The following is a 19,370-nucleotide window of genomic DNA, read 5'->3' on the forward strand; positions in this document are numbered from 1 at the left end:
AGAAAGACACATGACCAAGACACTCAAAGGCGCCCTTCTGCTGAGCGTGCTGGGCACCGGCGCATGGGCCCAGGACGTCACGCTGACCATCGAGAGCTGGCGCAACGACGACCTGACGATCTGGCAGGACGAGATCATCCCGGCCTTCGAGGCCGAGCATCCCGGCATCAAGCTGAACTTCACCCCCTCCGCCCCGGCGGAATACAACGCCATCCTGAACTCCAAGCTGGACGCAGGGTCCGCGGGCGACATCATCACCTGCCGCCCCTTCGACGCCTCTCTCGCCCTGTACGAAGGCGGCAAGCTTGCCGACCTGTCCGACCTCGAAGGCATGGCGAACTTCTCCGACGTGGCTAAATCCGCATGGATCACCGACGACGGCGAACACCCCTTCTGCGTTCCGATGGGCGCCGTGATCCACGGCTTCATCTACAACAAGGAGATCTTCGAGGAACTGGGCCTCGAAGAGCCGACCACCGTGGCGGAATTCTACGACGTCTTGGACAAGATCAAGGAAGACGGCACCTACATCCCGATGGCGATGGGCACCAACGACCAGTGGGAAGCCGCGACCATGGGCTACCAGAACATCGGCCCGACCTACTGGAAGGGCGAGGAAGGCCGCAACGCGCTGATCGCCGGCGACGCAAAGCTGAACGACCCGCAGTTCACCGAGGTCTTCTCCGAGCTGGCGAAATGGGGCGACTACCTGGGCGACGGTTTCGAGGCACAGACCTACCCCGACAGCCAGAACGTCTTTACCCTGGGCCGCGCGGCGATCTACCCGGCGGGTTCGTGGGAAGTGTCGGGCTTCAACAACCTCGCCGAGTTCGAGATGGGGGCCTTCCCGCCGCCGGTCGTGGCCGAGGGCGACACCTGCTACATCTCCGACCACACCGACATCGGCATCGGCATGAACGCCGCGACCGAGCACCCGGAAGAGGCAAAGACCTTCCTGAACTGGGTGGCGTCGCCGGAATTCTCCAAGATCTTCGCCAACGCGCTGCCGGGCTTCTACCCGCTGGCCTCCGACCCGGTAGAGATCACCGACCCGCTGGCGGCCGAGTTCGCAAGCTGGCGTGACGAGTGCGAAAGCACGATCCGGTCCTCCTACCAGATCCTGTCGCGCGGCACGCCGAACCTCGAGAACGAGCTGTGGAACGCCTCCGCTGCCGTGATCAAGGGCACGGAGACCCCGGAAGAGGCGGCCAACCGCCTGCAGGAAGGCCTCGCGTCCTGGTACGAGAACCAGCAGTAAACTGACCTCCGGCCGGGCGTCCCTTCGCCCGGCCACCTCCGACCCGCCGGGCGTCTGCCGCCCGATCCTTTCCCCCGACAGACGAGGTGAAAGCCCATGGGCCGCATCCGATGGCATGTCGTCGTGTTCCTCGCCCCCGCGGTGCTGGTCTACACGGCCGTGATGATCTTCCCGCTGTTCGACACCCTGCGCCTCGCGCTGTTCAACACCGAGGAAAAGGCGCGCGTCTTCGTCGGGCTCGCCAACTTCAGGCGCCTGTTCCTCGACCCGAACTGGTCCGAACAGTTCTGGAACGCGCTGGCGAACAACTTCTGGTTCTTCCTGATCCACATGCTGGTGCAGAACCCCATCGGCATAGCACTGGCGGCGCTCCTGTCCTCGCCGAAGCTGCGGTTCGCCGCCCTCTACCGCACCGCGATCTTCGTCCCCACCATCCTCAGCTTCGTCATCGTGGGCTTCGCGTGGAAGCTGATCCTCTCGCCGATCTGGGGCATCGCGCCGTCGATGCTGGACGCCATCGGGCTCAAGTCGCTGTTCGCGCCGTGGCTGGGCAAGGAGGAATACGCCCTGACCACGCTGGCGCTGATCTCCGTCTGGCAGTTCGTCGGCATCCCGATGATGCTGATCTACGCCGCCCTCCTGTCGATCCCTGAAGAGATCCTGGAGGCAGGCGAGGTCGACGGCATCACCGGCCTCTCGGCCTTCTGGAAGATCAAGCTGCCGCTGATCCTGCCGTCGATCGGCATCATCTCGATCCTGACCTTCGTGGGCAACTTCAACGCCTTCGACCTGATCTACGCCGCGCAGGGCGCGCTGGCGGGGCCGGATTTCTCCACCGACATCCTCGGCACCTTCATGTACCGCACCTTCTTCGGCTTCCAGTTGCAGCTGGGCGACCCCTACATGGGCTCTGCCATCGCCTCCGCCATGTTCGGGATCATCCTGATCGGGGTCTGCATCTACCTCTTCGGCATCCAGCGGCGCCTGCGCCACTACCAGTTCTGAGGGGAAGGTCATGTCCACACGCCGCATCACCCCGAACCTCCTCGCCATGCACGGCGCGCTGATCCTCTACGTGCTGATCGCGCTATTCCCGGTCTTCGTGATCGTGGTCAACAGCTTCAAGAGCCGCCGCGCCATCTTCCGCGAACCGCTGGCCCTGCCCAACGGCGAGAGCTTCTCGCTTGTGGGATACGAGACGGTGCTGAAGCAGGGCGACTTCTTCCTCTATTTCCAGAACTCCTTCGTCGTCACCGTCGCCTCGCTGTTCTTCATCCTGCTCTTCGGTGCCATGGCGGCCTTCGCGCTGGCCGAGTACCGCTTCAAGGGCAGCACCATCATGGCGCTCTACCTCGCGCTGGGGATCATGATCCCGATCCGGATCGGCACCGTCGCGATCCTTGAAATGATGGTCTCCACCGGGCTGGTGAACACGCTGTGGGCGCTGATCCTCGTCTACACCGCGCAGGGCCTGCCGCTCGCCGTCTTCATCCTGTCGGAGTTCATGAAGGGCGTCTCCGACGACCTCAAGAACGCCGGCCGCATCGACGGGCTCAGCGAATACGCGATCTTCTTCCGCCTCGTGCTGCCGCTGGTCCGCCCCGCGCTCGCCACGGTGGCGGTGTTCAACATGATCCCGATCTGGAACGACCTGTGGTTCCCGCTGATCCTCGCCCCGGCGGAAGAGGTGAAGACCCTCACGCTCGGCAGCCAGGTCTTCATCGGGCAGTTCGTGACCGACTGGAACGCGGTGCTCTCCGCGCTCTCCATGGCGATCCTGCCGGTCATGGTCCTTTACGTCATCTTCTCGCGGCAACTGATCCGCGGCATCACCTCGGGGGCCGTCAAATGAAGGTACTCATCGCCGGTCTCGGCAACATGGGCTTCTCCCATGCCATGGCCCACCACACCCATCCCGAAAGCGAGATCGTCGGCATCGTCAAGCGCTCGCCCGACGCCGATGACCGCCTGCCCTACCCGGTCTTCACCGACTTCCACGCCGCCCTCGCAGAGACGCAGCCTGACCTTGTCGTCGTCGCCACCTACACCGATACGCACGCCGAATACGCCATCGCCGCGATGGAGGCGGGCGCGCATGTCTTCGTCGAGAAACCGCTGGCGCTGACCGTCACCGACGCCCGCCGCGTGACCGAGACGGCGGCCCGCCTGAACCGCAAGCTGGTCGTGGGCTACATCCTGCGGCATCACCCTTCGTGGGTGCGGCTGATCGACGAGGCGAAGGCGCTTGGCGGCCCCTACGTGTTCCGGCTGAACCTCAACCAGCAGTCCGAGGGCGCGACGTGGGAAACCCACAAGGCGCTGATGCAGACCACCTCTCCCATCGTCGACTGCGGCGTGCACTACGTTGACGTGATGTGCCAGATCTGCGGCTCGCGCCCCGTGCAGGTCACCGGCATCGGCCTGCGCCTCTCGGACGAGATCCCAGAGGATATGTACAACTACGGCCAGCTACAGGTCCGGTTCGAGGACGGCTCCGTCGGCTGGTACGAGGCCGGCTGGGGCCCGATGATGTCCGAAACCGCCTTCTTCGTGAAGGACGTGGTCAGCCCGAACGGCGCGGTTTCGATCAAGGACGCAGACAAGGGCGACAGCGATTCCGTCGACGGCCACACCCGCGTCGGCGCCCTGCTGGTGCACCGCCCCGGCGACGACCGCCTCATCGACCTGCCCGACGAACCCGGCCACCAGGAGCTGTGCGATGCCGAGCAGGCCTTCCTGATCGAGGCCATCCGGAACGACACCGACCTCACCCGCCACATGCAGGAGGCGGTGGACAGCCTTGCCATCTGCCTCGCCGCCGACCTCTCCATCCGCACCGGCCAACCCGTCAGACCGGGAGACGTGACATGACCGCCCTGATCCTCGAAAACGTCAACAAGTCCTTCGGCAAGACCCACGTCCTGAAGGACATCAACCTGACCGTGGAGGATGGCGAGTTCGTCGTCTTCGTCGGCCCTTCCGGCTGCGGCAAGTCCACCCTCCTGCGCGTCATCGCCGGGCTGGAGGAAGCCACCTCCGGCACCGTCTCCATCGGCGGCGAGCAGGTGAACGGCACACCCCCCGCCAAGCGCGGCATCGCCATGGTCTTCCAGAGCTACGCGCTTTATCCGCACCTGAGCGTCAAGGACAACATGGGGCTGGGGCTGAAGCAGGACGGCGCGCCGAAGGACAAGGTCGCCCAGCAGGTCGCCAAGGCGGCGAAGATGCTGGACCTCGAACCCTACCTGTCGCGCCGCCCCGCCGAACTGTCCGGCGGCCAGCGCCAGCGCGTCGCGATCGGCCGTGCCATCGTGCGCGACCCGCGCCTGTTCCTCTTCGACGAACCGCTCTCGAACCTCGACGCCGCGCTCCGGATGAACACCCGGGTCGAGATCGCCACCCTGCATCGCACCCTCGCCGCCTCGATGATCTACGTCACCCACGACCAGATCGAGGCGATGACCCTCGCCGACCGCATCGTCGTGCTGCGCGACGGCCGGGTCGAGCAGGTAGGCTCCCCCATGGAGCTCTACAACAACCCAGCCAACCGCTTCGTCGCGGGTTTCCTCGGCGCGCCGTCGATGAACTTCGTCGAGAACGCGCCGGGCCTGAACGCGGGCGAGGTGCTGGGCGTGCGCCCCGAATACCTGCGCCCCGATCCCGCCGGACGGCTGAAGGGCACCGTCACCCACGTCGAACGGCTGGGCGGTGACACCAACCTTCTGGTGCGCGCCCCGGACGGCCAGACCTTCACCGTGCGCCTCTTCGGGCAGGACCTGACGGAGGTGGGCGAGGACGTGGCCTTCGACTACGACGACGCGCGGACCTTCCGCTTCGACGCGGAGGGCCGCCGCCTGTGACCCTGACGATCCGCCCCGCCACCCGCACCGACCTCCCTGCCCTGATCGCGCTCTACGCCGACGACGGGCTGGGAAAGAACCGGGACGGGGGCGCGGTGGACGACGCCTACCTCTCGGCCTTCGCGGCGATCGACAGAGACCCCAACCACATCCTCGCCGTGGGCGAAGAGGGTGGAGAGATCGTTGCCACCCTCCTTCTCTCCTTCCTGCCCGGCCTCTCGCGCCACGGCGCATGGCGCGCCCAGATCGAGGCGATGCGCGTCTCCTCCGCCCGGCGCGGCCAAGGCCTTGGCCGGATGATGCTCGATTGGGCGGTCGCGGAAGCGCAAAGCCGGAATTGTCGCCTCGTGCAGTTGACCTCCGACCGCCAAAGGGACGACGCTCACCGCTTCTACGAGCGTGCGGGCTTCACGCCCTCGCACCTCGGTTTCAAAAAGACACTGGAGACAGAATGACCAACTTCCCGGTCTTCGACGGCCATAACGATCTGGTGCTGCGCCTCTTGCGCGGCGACGTCACGGCGCAAGGGGTGGCCGAGGGCCTCGACAGCGGCCACATCGACAAGCCCCGTGCGGTCAAGGGCGGCTTCGGCGGCGGCTTCTTCGCGATCTTCGTCCCCTCCCCCGGCAACAAGGCCGTGCGCTACGAGGAGATGGTGAAGCCGGAATACGACATCCCCCTCCCCGATCCCGTGCCGGAAGACGAGGCGCTCGACTGGACGACCCGCGGCTTCGACGCGCTCGACGACCTCGCCGCGGCGGGGGCCGTGACGCTCTGCCGGACCGCCGACGACATCGCCGCGGCCCTGCCCAAACCCGAAATGGCCGCCGTCGCGCATATTGAAGGTGCGGAGGCCGTGGACCGCGACTTCGCCCGCCTGCACGAATGGCACGCGCGCGGCCTGCGCTCCCTCGGGCCGGTCTGGAGCAGGCCGACCGTCTGGGGCCATGGCGTCCCCTTCCGCTTCCCCTCGTCGCCCGACACCGGCCCCGGCCTCACCGACGCGGGCAAGGCGCTGGTGCGCGAGTGCAATGCGCTGAAGATCATGATCGACCTCTCGCACCTAAACGAGAAGGGCATGGACGACGTGGCCGCGATCACCGACGCGCCGCTGGTCGCCACGCATTCCAACGCCCACGCCATCACGCCGCACGCCCGCAACCTCACCGACCGGCAGCTTCACATGATCCGTGAAAGTGACGGAATGGTGGGCATCAACTTCGCAAGCGCCTTTCTCAGGCCCGACGGCCGCATGGAGTCGGACTTCGGGCTTGACATCGTGCTCCGACATTTTGACCATTTGGTCGAAACCCTGGGCGAGGATCGCGTCGGCCTGGGATCGGACTTCGACGGCGCACTCGTGCCTGACCCGATCCGCGACATCGCAGGGCTGCCCAATCTTGTGGCGGCGCTGAAGGACCACGGTGTCGACGACGATCTGATGGCCAGGGTGACACACAGGAACTGGTTGCGCGTTCTGCGCAAGACATGGGGTGAGTGACCGGTAACCAAACAAAAAACACAACAGGGAGTAACTAAAATGAAGACCAACTTCACAGCGGCCGTGGTGGCCGCAATCGTGGCCCTGGGCACTGCTGCCCCGGTCATGGCGGAAACCCCGCCGAACATGCTGGTGATCGCCAACCGCATCGACGACATCAAGACCTTCGACCCGGCGGAAAGCTTCGAGTTCGCAGGCGCCGACGTGTCGCGCAACGTCTACGAAAAGCTGGTGAACTTCGATCCGCTCGACCTCGACGCGGGCTACCAGCCGCAGCTTGCCGAAAGCTGGGAGATCTCCGAGGACGGCAAGACCGTCACCTTCACCATGGCCGAGGGACATGTCTTTTCCTCCGGCAACCCGGTGACCGCCAAGGACGCCGAGTTCTCGCTCCGCCGTGCGGTGCTGCTGGACAAGACGCCCGCGTTCATCCTGACGCAGTTCGGTTTCACCGCCGACAACGTCGAGGAAACCATCAAGGCGACCGACGACAAGACGCTCGTCCTGACGCTGGACAAGCCCTACGCGCTGTCCTTCGTGCTGAACTGCCTGACCGCAACCATCGGCGGCATCGTCGACATGGAAACCGCCATGGCCAATGAGGTCGAAGGCGACATGGGCAGCGACTGGCTGCGCACCAACACCGCAGGCTCCGGCCCCTACAAGGTCGTGGACTGGAAGCCGAACGAGAGCGTCCTGATGGACCTCAACCCGAACTACCACGGCGACAAGCCGGCGATGGAGCGGGTGATCGTCCAGCACATCCAGGAATCCGCCACCCAGCGGCTTCAGCTCGAACGCGGCGACATCGACGTGGCGCGCAACCTCTCGCCCGAGGACGTGGCGGGCCTGGCCGATGTCGAGGGCGTCAAGGTCGTCGACGAACTGCGCGGCCGCCTGATGTACTGGTCCGCGAACCAGAAGGTCGAGATGCTGGCAGACCCGAAGGTGCTCGAGGCGCTAAAACTCGCCGTCGACTACGACGGCATGTCCGGCTCCTTCCTGAAGGGCCAGTACACCGTGCATCAGGCCTTCCTGCCGCTGACCTTCCTCGGCGCGCTCGAGGAAAAGCCCTACGGCTTCGACATGGACGCCGCCAAGGCCGCCATGGCCGAATCGGGCTTCCCGGACTGCGGGCCGATCGAGATCTCCGTGCGCGACGCGCAGGAACGTCTCGACATCGCGCAGTCGCTGCAGAACACCTGGGGCCAGCTCGGCTGCGAGGTCGAACTGATCGTCGGCACCGGTGCGCAGACGCTCGACCGCTACCGCGCGCGCGAGCATGACATCTACGTGGGCGCATGGGGCCCGGACTATCCGGACCCGAACACCAACGCCGGCACCTTCGCGCTGAACCCAGACAACGCCGACGAGGCAGGCAACACCGGCTACCTCGCATGGCGCAACGCCTGGGATCCGGGCGCGATGAACGAAAAGACGCTGGCCGCCGTCGTCGAGAACGACACCGACGCGCGCCGCGAGATGTACCTGGAGCTTCAGCGCGAGCACCAGCAGGTCAGCCCCTTCGGCATGATGTTCCAGCAGATCGAACAGAACGGCATGGGCGAAAGCGTCGAGAACTTCGTCGCCGGCGGCGCGACCACCGCGGTCTCCTACTGGGTCATCACCAAGTAATGACCGACAGCACCACTGGAGAAGGACGGCAGATGCCGTCCTTCCCCCCATGGGCCAAGAAGACCCTGGGGACCGTAGCCACCGTTGCCGCGACCATCCTCGGTCTGCTCTTCGTGACCTTCATGATCGGCCGGGTGATGCCGATCGACCCCGTTCTGGCCGTCATCGGCGAACGGGCGACACAGGCGCAATACGACGCCACCTTTCTTGAACTCGGCCTCGACAAGCCGCTGCTGGTGCAGTTCGGCATCTACGTCAACGACGTGCTGCACGGCGACCTCGGCCGCTCCATCCGCACCGGGCAGGAAGTCACCACCGACATCGCCCGCGTCTTCCCCGCCACGCTGGAACTCGCCACGCTCGGCACGCTGATCGGCGTCGTCCTCGGCGTGCCGCTGGGGGTCATCGCCGCCGTCAAGCGCGGAAGCTGGATCGACCAGCTCGCCCGGTTCGTCGGCCTCATCGGGTATTCGATGCCGATCTTCTGGCTGGGCCTCGTGGGCCTTCTGGTGTTCTACGGCATCCTCGGCTGGGTCGCGGGCCCCGGACGGCTGGGCATCTTCTATCAGGGCATCGTCGAACCGATCACCGGGATGCTGCTGGTCGATTCCGCGCTGCGCGGCGAATGGACCGTCTTCAGGGACGCCTTCTCGCACATCATCCTGCCCGCCTCGCTGCTGGGCTACTACTCCATGGCCTACATCAGCCGCATGACCCGCTCCTTCATGCTGGAGCAGCTGAATTCCGAATACGTGACCACCGCGCGGGTAAAGGGCCTGTCGGAACGACAGGTCATCTGGGGCCACGCCTTCCGCAACATCCGCATCCAGCTGGTGACGGTGATCGCGCTGGCCTACGCCAACCTGCTCGAAGGCTCCGTTCTGACCGAAATCATCTTCGCATGGCCCGGCATCGGCCAGTACATCACCACCTCGCTCCTCGCCAATGACATGAACTCCGTCCTCGGCGGCACCATCGTGATCGGCACCATCTTCGTGGGCATCAACATCTTCTCCGACCTGCTCTACCGCTTCTTCGATCCGAGGGCCAAATGACCGACACGTCCCTCCGCGCATGGCTCCTGAGCGAAGAGCCGACCTCCCGCCGGCAGGCCCGCTTCTCGGCGTGGTACAAGGGCTGGCTCACCTTCCGGTCGAACCCGCTGGCGATGCTGGGGCTGATCGTGCTCCTTGTGCTGATCCTCGCCGCGATCTTCGCCCCGCTGCTGGCGACCGACGATCCCTTTGCCCAGGACCTCGGTTCGCGCCTGCTGCCGCCGGGGGCAGAAGGCCATATCTTCGGCACCGACAGCCTCGGCCGCGACATCTACTCCCGCCTGCTCTACGGCGCGCGGATCTCGATCTACATCGTGCTGCTCGTGGCCATGGTGGCGCCGCTCGTCGGGCTGATCATGGGCACCGTCTCGGGCTATGCCGGAGGCTGGGTGGACGTGGTCCTGATGCGGATCACCGACATCTTCCTCGCCTTCCCGCGGCTGATCCTCGCGCTGGCCTTCGTCGCCGCCCTCGGCGCCGGGATCGAGAACGCGGTGCTCGCAATCTCGCTGACCGCCTGGCCGCCCTACGCCCGGATCGCCCGGGCCGAAACGCTGACCATCCGCAACTCCGACTACATCCACGCCGTCCGCCTGCAGGGCGCGGGACCGTTCCGCATCGTGACGAAACACATCTGGCCGCTCTGCATCTCGTCGCTGGTGATCCGGGTGACGCTCGACATGGCGGGCATCATCCTGACCGCCGCGGGGCTGGGCTTCCTCGGCCTCGGCGCGCAGCCACCGAGCCCCGAATGGGGCGCGATGATCTCCGAGGGGCGCAAGTACATCCTCGACTACTGGTGGGTCGCCACGATCCCCGGCATCGCGATCTTCGCCATCTCGCTCGCCTTCAACCTGCTGGGCGACGGGCTGCGCGACGTGCTCGACCCGAAGGAGGGCAACGCATGACCGAAGATCCCCTCCTCGACGTCGAAAACCTATGGGTGAAGTTCCGCACCCGCTCCGGCGTCTTCGACGCGGTGCGCGGCATCTCCTTCACGCTCGGCCGCGAACGGCTGGGCATCGTCGGCGAAAGCGGTTCGGGAAAGTCGATGACCGGCCGCGCCGTCCTGCGCCTGATCCAGCCGCCCGGCGAAGTCACCGCCGACCGTCTGTCCGTGCACGGCGAGGACATCCTGACCCTGCCCGACGCGCGCATGCGCCAGCTCCGCGGCGGACGGGTGTCCATGGTCATGCAGGACCCCAAGTTTTCGCTGAACCCGGTGATGCCCGTCGGCCAGCAACTGATCGAGGCGCTCCGCGCGCACGAAAAGGTGTCGAGGGCCGAAGCACGCAAACGCGCGCTCGACATGCTCGACGAGGTCGCCATCCGCGACCCCGCCCGGGTCATGGACCTCTACCCGCACGAGGTGTCGGGCGGCATGGGCCAGCGGATCATGATCGCCATGATGCTGCTGCCCAACCCGGAGATCCTGATCGCGGACGAACCGACCTCCGCGCTCGACGTCTCGGTGCAGCTTCAGGTGCTCGACATCATGGACAAGCTGGTGAAGGACCGCGGCATGGGCCTGATCTTCATCAGCCACGACCTGAACCTCGTGGCCAAGTTCTGCGACCGCATCGCGGTGATGTACGCCGGGCGGATCGTCGAGACCTGCAAGGCGTCCGAACTGCGCAACGCGCAACACCCATACACGCTGGGCCTCCTGAACTCCGTGCCCGACCTCGAACACCCGCGCGACAGGCTGGAGGTGCTGCAACGCGACCCGGCCTGGCGCGAAGCCCCCTCCGTGAGTGCCCGCATATGAGCGCCATCGACATCCGCCACCTCGACGTGTGGTTCGGCACCGGCGCGCAGCGCGCCGACGCCGTGAAGGACGTGAGCTTCGAAGTCGCCGACGGCGAAAGCTTCGGCCTCGTGGGCGAGAGCGGCTCCGGCAAGTCGACGATCCTGCGCGCCATCGCGGGCCTCGCACCCACATGGTCCGGCCACATGGCCGTCGCCGGGGAAACGCTGGGCCGGACCCGCAGCAAGGACTTCTACCGCAAGGTGCAGATGGTCTTCCAGGACCCCTATGCCTCGCTTCACCCGCGCCACACCGTCGACCGCGTCCTGTCCGAGGCGATGACCCTGCACGGCGTGCCCGACATCGACGCCCGCATCGGACGGCTGCTCGACGACGTGGGGCTCGGCGCCGGTTTCCGTTTCCGCTTCCCGCACCAGCTGTCGGGCGGCCAGCGCCAGCGCGTCGCCATCGCCCGCGCGCTCGCCTGCGATCCGGCGATCCTGCTGCTGGACGAGCCGACCTCCGCGCTCGACGTCTCCGTGCAGGCCGAGATCCTCAACCTGCTGGCCGACCTGCGCCGCGAACACGAACTGACCTACGTGATGGTCTCCCACGACCTCGGCGTGGTGGGCCACCTCTGCGAGCGCATCGCCGTCATGAAGGACGGCCGCTTCGTCGAGGTGCTGGGCGTGGACGAGATGCGGCGGCTGGAGGCGAAGGACCCCTACACCCGTCACCTGCTCGACAGCTCGGTGAACTCGGTGCGCTGAAGGGTTTCGCCTTGCTGACGCAAGGCGATCCGCCGGGGGCTCCGCCCCCGGACCCCCGGAGGTATTTGGACCAAGATGAAGGACAGGAGAGCGCCCTGCCCCTTCATCTTGGCTATAAATACCTGCCTCGGAACGCTTCAGGCGGCGCGGCGCTGACTTGCCGGGTGCGTCGGCGCCGCCCCTTGCGAGGCCTTCAGCCCATGCGTTCGGAGGAATGGCTGCCCGGCGACGAGGGGAAGACCACCGTCTTGTTGCCGTTCAGGAAGACGCGGTGGTGGGCGTGAGCGTGGATCGCCCGGGCAAGCACTTGCGCCTCCACGTCGCGCCCGAGGGAAACGTAGTCTTCGGGCGATTGCGCGTGGGTCACGCGGATGGTGTCCTGCTCGATGATCGGGCCTTCGTCGAGGTCGGCGGTCACGTAGTGCGAGGTCGCACCGATCAGCTTCACGCCGCGGGCGAAGGCCTGCTTGTAGGGGTTGGCGCCCTTGAACGACGGCAGGAAGGAGTGGTGGATGTTGATGATCCGCCCCGACATCTTGCGGCACATCTCGTCGCTGAGGATCTGCATGTAGCGCGCCAGAACGATCAGGTCGGCGCCCGCGTCCTCGACCACCTGCATGATGGCTGCCTCGGCCTGCGGCTTGTTCTCCTTCGTGACCCGGATGCAGTGGAACGGGATGTCCTGGTTCACCACGGTCTTCTGGTAGTCCATGTGGTTCGAGATCACGGCCACGATCTCGATCGGCAGGGCGCCGATGCGGCAGCGGTAGAGCAGGTCGTTCAGGCAGTGGCCGAAGCGGCTGACCATGACGACGACCTTCATCTTCGTCGCCTCGTCGTGGAAGGTGAAGTCCATGTCCATGCCTTGCGCCACGCTCACGAACTCCTGTTCGAGGGTGGCGAGCTCGGCGCCGGTCTCGGAGGTGAAGCTGGTGCGCATGAAGAACCTGCCCGTCTCCACGTCGTCGAACTGCGAGCTGTCGGTGATGTTGCAGCCGTGGTCGGCAAGGAAGGTGGCGATGCCGGCGACGATGCCGCGCTTGGACGCGCAGGACACGGTCAGGCAGAACTTGGTCATTGGGGGCTCCGGTCTGGAAGGGCCGCGGCGCGCGGCGGGTTGGGGAGGGATGGCGTAAACTGGCATTTGCTCTGCACATTCTGCATCGCGGCATCAAGGCCGGGATGAGCACCTGCGACCACCCCCTTCACGGATGCGACAGAGGGGCCTTGGCGTGTCGAAAAACACCGGCGGGGTCAGGCCTGCAAGCGCGGGTCTGTCGCCACCCCGGCACGGCGGATGCGCCATTCCGTCGGGGTCGCTCCGCCCGCTCGCAAAGGAAAAGGGTTTCCCCGAATCCCCCCTTTGCCGCCCATCGGCAACCGCTTCCCCCAAGCGCGACGGCGCGCGCCCATCCCGCGCGCAGGCGGGCGTCCGCCCGGCCCCCGCCCCATACCATGGTGCAGGTGCATGACGGGGCGCGGGATGTTACCCTTTCCGTGCATCGCTGGGGAGGACGGCATGCGCGATCTGGATCATGTGGCCGAGATCGACCGGGTTCTGCGCGGGCAGGACACGGGACGGGACAGCCTTGTCGCGGACAGCTGGCGGCGCTGCGTTGAAAGCTACGGCATGGACCCGACCCGGGCCGAGGCCGCCCACATCGTCACCGACGCCGAGCTGCGCGCCCACCGGGAACAGTCCGAACGGCTGATCGCCACCGCGCGCTCCGGCCTGCAGGCGCTGTTCCGGCAGGTCGCGGGCCAGAACTATGTGCTGCTGCTCGCCGATGCGAAGGGCGTCTGCGTCGACTTCTTCGGCGATCCCCGGTTCGAGGACGACCTGCGGCAGGCCGGGCTCTACCTCGGCTCCAACTGGACGGAGGACCTGGCCGGGACCTGCGGCGTCGGCTCCTGCATCGTGACCGGCGAGGCGGTGACCATCCATCAGGGCGACCACTTCGGGCTGGCGCATACGCCGCTGTCCTGCACCTCCGCGCCGATCTACGACACCTGCGGCAAGCTGACGGCGGTGCTGGACATCTCGCTCCTGCGGTCGCCCTCGCCGAAATCCTCCCAGAACCTCGCGATGAACCTCGTCCGGGCGTCGGTGCGGCGGGTGGAGATGGCGAACCTCATGGCGATGACACGGCGCGACTGGGTGCTCCGGGTCTCGGCCTCGCCCGAGTTCCTCGAGGTCGATCCGGAGGCGGCGGTGGCGCTCGACGGATCGGGGCACATCATCGGCATGACACATGGCGCGCGCGACATCCTCGCGCCCGGCGGCGGGTCGCTGATCGGGCAGCGGATCGACACGCTGATCGACCTCTCGGTCGACGACCTGCCCGACCTGATGCGCGGCCGCCCGTCCGAGGACCGTGTGCTGAGGCTGCGGGACGGGCGCGGGCTTTACGGCCATGCAATCGCGCCCCAGGCCGCCCGCGTCCCCCTGCGCCACCGCGACACCGCCCTGCCCGCCCCTCTGGCGGGTTTCGCCGGGCCGGACCCGGTGCTCGACCCGCTGCTCAGGACCGCCGCGCGGCTGGCGCCGACCCGGGTGCCGCTGCTGCTGACCGGCGAATCGGGGACCGGCAAGGAACGCCTCGCCCGCGCCATCCACATGAGCGGCCCGTCCCGCGCCTTCCACGCCATCCGCTGCGCCGCCGCCGGTTTCGACGGGCTGGAGGACGCGGCGCCCGGCACGCTCTTCCTGCGCGGGGTCGACGACCTCGACCAACAGGCGCAGGCCGCGCTGCTGACGCTGATCGAGCGGCGCGAGGACCTGCGGGTGATCGCCTCTGCCCGCCTGCCGCTGGCCCCGCGCCTGGCCGAGGGCAGTTTCCGCGACGATCTTTATTACCGCCTGTCGGGCGCACGGCTCGACCTGCCCCCGCTGCGGCTGCGCCACGACACCGACTGGCTGATCGACCGGCTGATGCGCCCCTTCGCCGCCGACGGGATGCGCCTCTCGCCGCAAGCCCGGGCCGAGCTTCTGGCCCGCGACTGGCCCGGCAACATCCGCGAACTGCAGCACACGCTGGCCATTGCCGCCGCCGTGACCGAGGGGCAGGTGATCGACCTCCCCGACCTGCCGCGGCCCGCGCCCGCCACGGGCGAGGAAACCACCGACGAGGACCTGCAATCGCTGCTGGATGCCTGCCACTGGAACATGGCGCGCGCGGCACGGCGGCTTGGCGTCAACCGCTCCACCATCCTGCGGCGGGTCCGCAAGGCCGGCCTGAGTCCACCGGGGTGACTCCACCGGGCTGACCCTGCCGGACCGGCGCGGGCGCGTTGCGCGCCGTTGCGCGCGCAACGCGCAACACGCCAAATCCCGTGCCGCCCCGCAGCATCCGTCCTTCGGCGTAGCCAGCCCGCCCCGGGCTTTGCCACGCTCGCCCGCATAACAACCAAGACTAAGGAGGAGGACCACATGCTCGACTCGACATTGGCCAACGAAACCCAGGCCTTTCTGGACGACTTCGGCGACGCGCTGGAAAAGGGGGACATCGACCGCGCGACAGGGATGTTCCTGGACGATTGCTACTGGCGCGACCTCGTCACCTTCACCTGGAACCTGAAGACGGTCGAGGGCAAGGACCAGGTGGCGGACATGCTGAAGCACCAGCTCGACACCACGAAGCCCCGCGGCTGGCACCTGGCCGAAGGCGAGATCCCGACCGAGGAAGGCGGCGTCGTCACCGCGTGGATCAGCTTCGAGACCGACCTTGCCCGCGGCTACGGCATGATCCGCCTGAAGGAGGGCAAGATCTGGACCCTGCTCACCACCATGGTGGAGCTGAAGGGTCACGAAGAGCCCAAGGGCTTTGCCCGGCCGCTTGGCGCCAAGCACGGCGCGGCCAAGAACCGCCCGACCTGGAAGGAAGAGCGGGAGCGCGAGGCAAAGACCCTCGGCTACACCGAACAGCCCTACTGCCTGATCATCGGCGGCGGACAGGGCGGCATCGCCCTTGGCGCACGGCTGCGGCAGCTTGGCGTGCCCACGATCATCGTGGAGCGCAACGAACGCCCCGGCGACAGCTGGCGCAAGCGGTACAAGTCGCTCTGCCTGCATGACCCGGTCTGGTACGACCACCTGCCCTACATCAAGTTCCCGGAAAACTGGCCCGTCTTCGCCCCGAAGGACAAGATCGGCGACTGGCTCGAGATGTACACCAAGGTCATGGAGCTGAACTACTGGACCAAGACCACCGCCAAGTCGGCGGAGTTCGACGCGGCGAAGGGCGAATGGACCGTGGTCGTCGACCGCGACGGAGAGGAGGTCGTGCTGCGCCCCAAGCAGCTTGTCATGGCCACCGGCATGTCCGGCAAGAAGCGGATGCCCGACTTCCCCGGCATGGACACCTTCAAGGGCGTGCAGCAGCATTCCTCCGAACACGACGGTCCCGACCAGTGGGCCGGCAAGAAGGTGGTGGTCGTGGGATCGAACAACTCTGCCCACGACATCTGTGCCGCTCTCTGGGAACACGACGCGGACGTGACCATGGTGCAGCGGTCCTCCACCCATATCGTGCGCTCCGACACGCTGATGGATATCGGCATGGGCGCGCTCTATTCGGAGGAGGCAGTCGCCAACGGCGTCACCACCGAGAAGGCTGACCTGATCTTCGCCTCCCTGCCCTACCGCATCCTGCACGAGTTCCAGATCCCCGCTTACGAGCAGATGAAGGAACGCGACAAGGAATTCTACGAGGGGCTTGAGAAGGCGGGCTTCTGGCTCGACTGGGGGGATGACGGCTCGGGCCTGTTCATGAAGTACCTGCGGCGCGGTTCGGGCTACTACATCGACGTGGGCGCCAGCCAGCTCATCATCGACGGCGAGGTCAAGCTGAAGCGCGGCCAGGTGGTCAGCGTAGACGAGACCGGCGTGAACCTCGACGACGGCACGCACCTCGACGCCGACCTGATCGTCTATGCCACCGGCTACAACTCGATGAACGGCTGGGTGGCCGACCTGATGGGACAGGAAACCGCCGACCGGCTGGGCAAGGTCTGGGGCCTCGGCTCCGACACCACCAAGGACCCCGGCCCGTGGGAAGGCGAGCAGCGCAACATGTGGAAGCCCACGCAGGTCGAGAACCTGTGGATGCACGGCGGCAACCTGCACCAGTCGCGGCATTACTCGCAGTACCTCGCCCTTCAGCTGAAGGCGCGGATGGAGGGCCTGCCAACGCCGGTCTACGGCAAGCAGGAGGTGCACCACCTGTCCTGACGCCTGTCCGGGCGGGGATTTCGCTGCCTGCGGCAGCGATCCGCCGGGGGGCAAGCCCCCCGGACCCCCAGTCGCATGAAAACCGGCACGGCGGCCTCCGGCATCCCGGAGCGCCGCCTGCCCCCTTAAGGCGGTGCCTTCCCCGGCTCCCGTCCGCCAACGAGGGACCCGGGAACAACCCCGCCGCCCGAACCCGGAATTTCCGCCCCACCCTCCGGGTCCCCTGCCCCGGACCGGCGCGGAAACGCGGGTGGCCTGCGCGCATGTCACTCCCTGCCGTGTCCCCGGCCGCCCGCACCCCCTGCCCTGCAACGGCCCGCCCTGCAACGGCATGACACACCTGCGGAAATAGCTCGCCCCCGGTCCGATGGGGGTTGAGCGGCGCGCTGACGGGCTTATAACCGCACCGCGCAATCGCAAGGACCAAGCCACATGCCCTATTACAGATCCCGCCGCACCACCCACGGCCGCAACATGGCCGGCGCCCGCGGTCTCTGGCGCGCGACCGGCATGAAGGACAGCGACTTCGGCAAGCCGATCATCGCCGTCGTCAACTCCTTCACCCAGTTCGTGCCCGGCCACGTGCACCTGAAGGACCTGGGCCAGATGGTCGCGCGCGAGATCGAATCCGCCGGCGGCGTCGCCAAGGAATTCAACACCATCGCCGTGGACGACGGCATCGCCATGGGCCACGACGGGATGCTCTACTCCCTGCCCTCGCGCGAGATCATCGCCGACTCGGTGGAATACATGGTCAACGCCCATTGCGCCGACGCCATGGTCTGCATCTCCAACTGCGACAAGATCACCCCCGGCATGCTGATGGCCGCGATGCGCCTCAACATCCCGGTGATCTTCGTCTCCGGCGGCCCGATGGAGGCCGGCAAGGTCACCATCAACGACCTCGAAAAGGCCGTGGACCTCGTGGATGCCATGGTCGCCGCCGCCGACGACCAGTATTCCGACGCCGAGGTGGACGCCTTCGAACAGAACGCCTGCCCGACCTGCGGGTCCTGCTCGGGCATGTTCACCGCCAACTCGATGAACTGCCTGGCCGAGGCGCTCGGCCTCGCGCTGCCGGGCAACGGCTCGATGCTGGCCACCCACGCCGACCGCAAGGCGCTGTTCCTCGAAGCCGGACGCAAGATCGTCGACATCACCAAGCGCCACTACGAAGGCGAGGAGAAGGGCCTCCTCCCGCGCGAGATCGCGACCTTCGAAGCCTTCGAGAACGCCATGTCGCTCGACATCGCCATGGGCGGCTCGACCAACACCGTGCTGCACCTGCTGGCCATCGCGCACGAGGGCGACGTCGATTTCACCATGTCCGACATGGACCGCCTCAGCCGCAAGGTGCCCTGCCTGTCGAAGGTCGCCCCGGCCAAGGGCGACGTCCACATGGAGGACGTGCACCGCGCGGGCGGCATCATGGGCATCCTCGGCGAACTCAACCGCGGCGGGCTGATCCACGGCGACGTGAAGACCGTCCACTCCGGCACCATGGCAGAGGCCATCGCCAAGTGGGACATCATGACGGCCAACGACGAAGACGTGGACAGGTTCTTCCGCGCGGCCCCCGGCGGCGTGCGCACCACGCAGGCCTTCTCGACCGAGAACCGCTACAAGGAGCTTGACCGCGACCGCACGGGTGGCGTGATCCGCAACATGGAAAACGCCTTCTCGAAGGACGGCGGCCTCGCCGTGCTGTTCGGCAACATCGCGCTCGACGGCTGCATCGTGAAGACGGCAGGCGTCGACGACTCGATCCTGAAGTTCTCCGGCCCCGCCAAGGTCTTCGAAAGCCAGGACGACGCGGTGAAGGGCATCCTGACCGGCAAGGTGACCGAGGGCGAGGTCGTCGTGATCCGCTACGAGGGACCGCGCGGCGGCCCGGGCATGCAGGAAATGCTCTACCCGACCTCCTACCTGAAATCGAAGGGGCTGGGCGCCAAATGCGCGCTGCTGACCGACGGGCGCTTCTCCGGCGGGACCTCCGGCCTCTCCATCGGGCACGTCAGCCCCGAGGCAGAGGAAGGCGGCACCATCGGCCTGGTGGAAACCGGCGACCTGATCGAGATCGACATCCCGAACCGCACCATCAACCTCGCCGTGGACGACGCCACGCTGGAGGCACGCCGCACCGCCAAGGGCCCGCTGCCCTGGGGTCCGGCCGAACCGCGCCCGCGCGCGGTGACGAAGGCGCTGAAGGCCTACGCCATGCTCGCCTCTTCCGCGGCCAAGGGAGCGGTGCGGATCATCCCCTAAACCATTCGCAATACAGCGAAAAGAAAACGCCCGGGCCAGACCAGCCCGG

At 66.9% G+C, this 19,370-nt stretch carries 16 protein-coding genes; 15 read left to right on the forward strand and 1 reads right to left on the reverse strand.

Annotated elements, in window-relative coordinates; translation table 11 throughout:
* The first annotated feature begins 10 nt into the window (after positions 1 to 10).
* The 12 genes from CDO87_RS25810 to CDO87_RS25865 all read left to right on the forward strand — a co-directional run bounded on the left by CDO87_RS25810 (position 11) and on the right by CDO87_RS25865 (position 11,826).
* Positions 11 to 1,258, forward strand: coding sequence for an ABC transporter substrate-binding protein (locus CDO87_RS25810; RefSeq protein WP_100931504.1), 1,248 nt, complete (start codon positions 11 to 13; stop codon positions 1,256 to 1,258).
* Positions 1,259 to 1,354: 96 nt separating this feature from the next.
* The gene (locus CDO87_RS25815; RefSeq protein ID WP_100931505.1) at positions 1,355 to 2,263 is read left to right on the forward strand and encodes a carbohydrate ABC transporter permease; all 909 of its coding nucleotides are present in this window, start codon (positions 1,355 to 1,357) and stop codon (positions 2,261 to 2,263) included.
* Positions 2,264 to 2,273: 10 nt separating this feature from the next.
* Positions 2,274 to 3,110 carry a carbohydrate ABC transporter permease gene (locus CDO87_RS25820; RefSeq protein WP_100931506.1) on the forward strand — a complete coding sequence of 279 codons (837 nt, stop codon included), beginning with the start codon at positions 2,274 to 2,276 and terminating at the stop codon, positions 3,108 to 3,110.
* Positions 3,107 to 4,129 carry a Gfo/Idh/MocA family protein gene (locus CDO87_RS25825; protein ID WP_100931507.1) on the forward strand — a complete coding sequence of 341 codons (1,023 nt, stop codon included), beginning with the start codon at positions 3,107 to 3,109 and terminating at the stop codon, positions 4,127 to 4,129. Before CDO87_RS25820 ends, CDO87_RS25825 begins: the two co-directional genes overlap by 4 nt.
* Entirely contained in the window at positions 4,126 to 5,118 is a 993-nt protein-coding gene (locus tag CDO87_RS25830) for an ABC transporter ATP-binding protein (RefSeq protein ID WP_100931508.1), read from the forward strand. Before CDO87_RS25825 ends, CDO87_RS25830 begins: the two co-directional genes overlap by 4 nt.
* Positions 5,115 to 5,573, forward strand: a complete 459-nt coding sequence (locus tag CDO87_RS25835) for a GNAT family N-acetyltransferase (RefSeq protein WP_100931509.1) — start codon at positions 5,115 to 5,117, stop codon at positions 5,571 to 5,573. Before CDO87_RS25830 ends, CDO87_RS25835 begins: the two co-directional genes overlap by 4 nt.
* Positions 5,570 to 6,619 carry a dipeptidase gene (locus CDO87_RS25840; protein WP_100931510.1) on the forward strand — a complete coding sequence of 350 codons (1,050 nt, stop codon included), beginning with the start codon at positions 5,570 to 5,572 and terminating at the stop codon, positions 6,617 to 6,619. Before CDO87_RS25835 ends, CDO87_RS25840 begins: the two co-directional genes overlap by 4 nt.
* A gap of 39 nt (positions 6,620 to 6,658) precedes the next feature.
* On the forward strand, positions 6,659 to 8,254 hold the full coding sequence (locus CDO87_RS25845) for an ABC transporter substrate-binding protein (protein ID WP_100931511.1): 1,596 nt from the start codon (positions 6,659 to 6,661) through the stop codon (positions 8,252 to 8,254).
* Positions 8,255 to 8,286: 32 nt separating this feature from the next.
* Positions 8,287 to 9,309, forward strand: coding sequence for an ABC transporter permease (locus CDO87_RS25850; protein ID WP_198521933.1), 1,023 nt, complete (start codon positions 8,287 to 8,289; stop codon positions 9,307 to 9,309).
* Complete coding sequence (locus CDO87_RS25855) at positions 9,306 to 10,217, forward strand: ABC transporter permease (RefSeq protein ID WP_100931512.1); 912 nt, start codon at positions 9,306 to 9,308, stop codon at positions 10,215 to 10,217. The genes CDO87_RS25850 and CDO87_RS25855 overlap by 4 nt, the downstream gene beginning before the upstream one ends.
* Positions 10,214 to 11,077 (forward strand): ABC transporter ATP-binding protein, encoded by an 864-nt coding sequence (locus CDO87_RS25860; protein ID WP_100931513.1) that lies wholly within the window; start codon positions 10,214 to 10,216, stop codon positions 11,075 to 11,077. Before CDO87_RS25855 ends, CDO87_RS25860 begins: the two co-directional genes overlap by 4 nt.
* Entirely contained in the window at positions 11,074 to 11,826 is a 753-nt protein-coding gene (locus CDO87_RS25865; protein ID WP_100931514.1) for an ABC transporter ATP-binding protein, read from the forward strand. Before CDO87_RS25860 ends, CDO87_RS25865 begins: the two co-directional genes overlap by 4 nt.
* A gap of 193 nt (positions 11,827 to 12,019) precedes the next feature.
* Here the strand turns inward: CDO87_RS25865 and purU are convergent, their stop codons facing one another.
* Positions 12,020 to 12,904, reverse strand: a complete 885-nt coding sequence (gene purU, locus CDO87_RS25870) for a formyltetrahydrofolate deformylase (RefSeq protein WP_100931515.1) — start codon at positions 12,902 to 12,904, stop codon at positions 12,020 to 12,022.
* Positions 12,905 to 13,345: 441 nt separating this feature from the next.
* Here purU and CDO87_RS25875 point away from each other — a divergent pair, with 441 nt between their 5' ends.
* The 3 genes from CDO87_RS25875 to ilvD all read left to right on the forward strand — a co-directional run bounded on the left by CDO87_RS25875 (position 13,346) and on the right by ilvD (position 19,321).
* Entirely contained in the window at positions 13,346 to 15,079 is a 1,734-nt protein-coding gene (locus tag CDO87_RS25875; RefSeq protein ID WP_198521934.1) for a sigma-54-dependent Fis family transcriptional regulator, read from the forward strand.
* Between the two features lie 177 nt (positions 15,080 to 15,256).
* Positions 15,257 to 17,056 (forward strand): NAD(P)/FAD-dependent oxidoreductase, encoded by a 1,800-nt coding sequence (locus CDO87_RS25880; RefSeq protein ID WP_100931517.1) that lies wholly within the window; start codon positions 15,257 to 15,259, stop codon positions 17,054 to 17,056.
* Positions 17,057 to 17,488: 432 nt separating this feature from the next.
* On the forward strand, positions 17,489 to 19,321 hold the full coding sequence (ilvD, locus tag CDO87_RS25885; protein ID WP_100931518.1) for a dihydroxy-acid dehydratase: 1,833 nt from the start codon (positions 17,489 to 17,491) through the stop codon (positions 19,319 to 19,321).
* The last annotated feature ends 49 nt before the right edge of the window (positions 19,322 to 19,370 follow it).

This window comes from Sagittula sp. P11, from assembly GCF_002814095.1.
Classification (GTDB): domain Bacteria; phylum Pseudomonadota; class Alphaproteobacteria; order Rhodobacterales; family Rhodobacteraceae; genus Sagittula.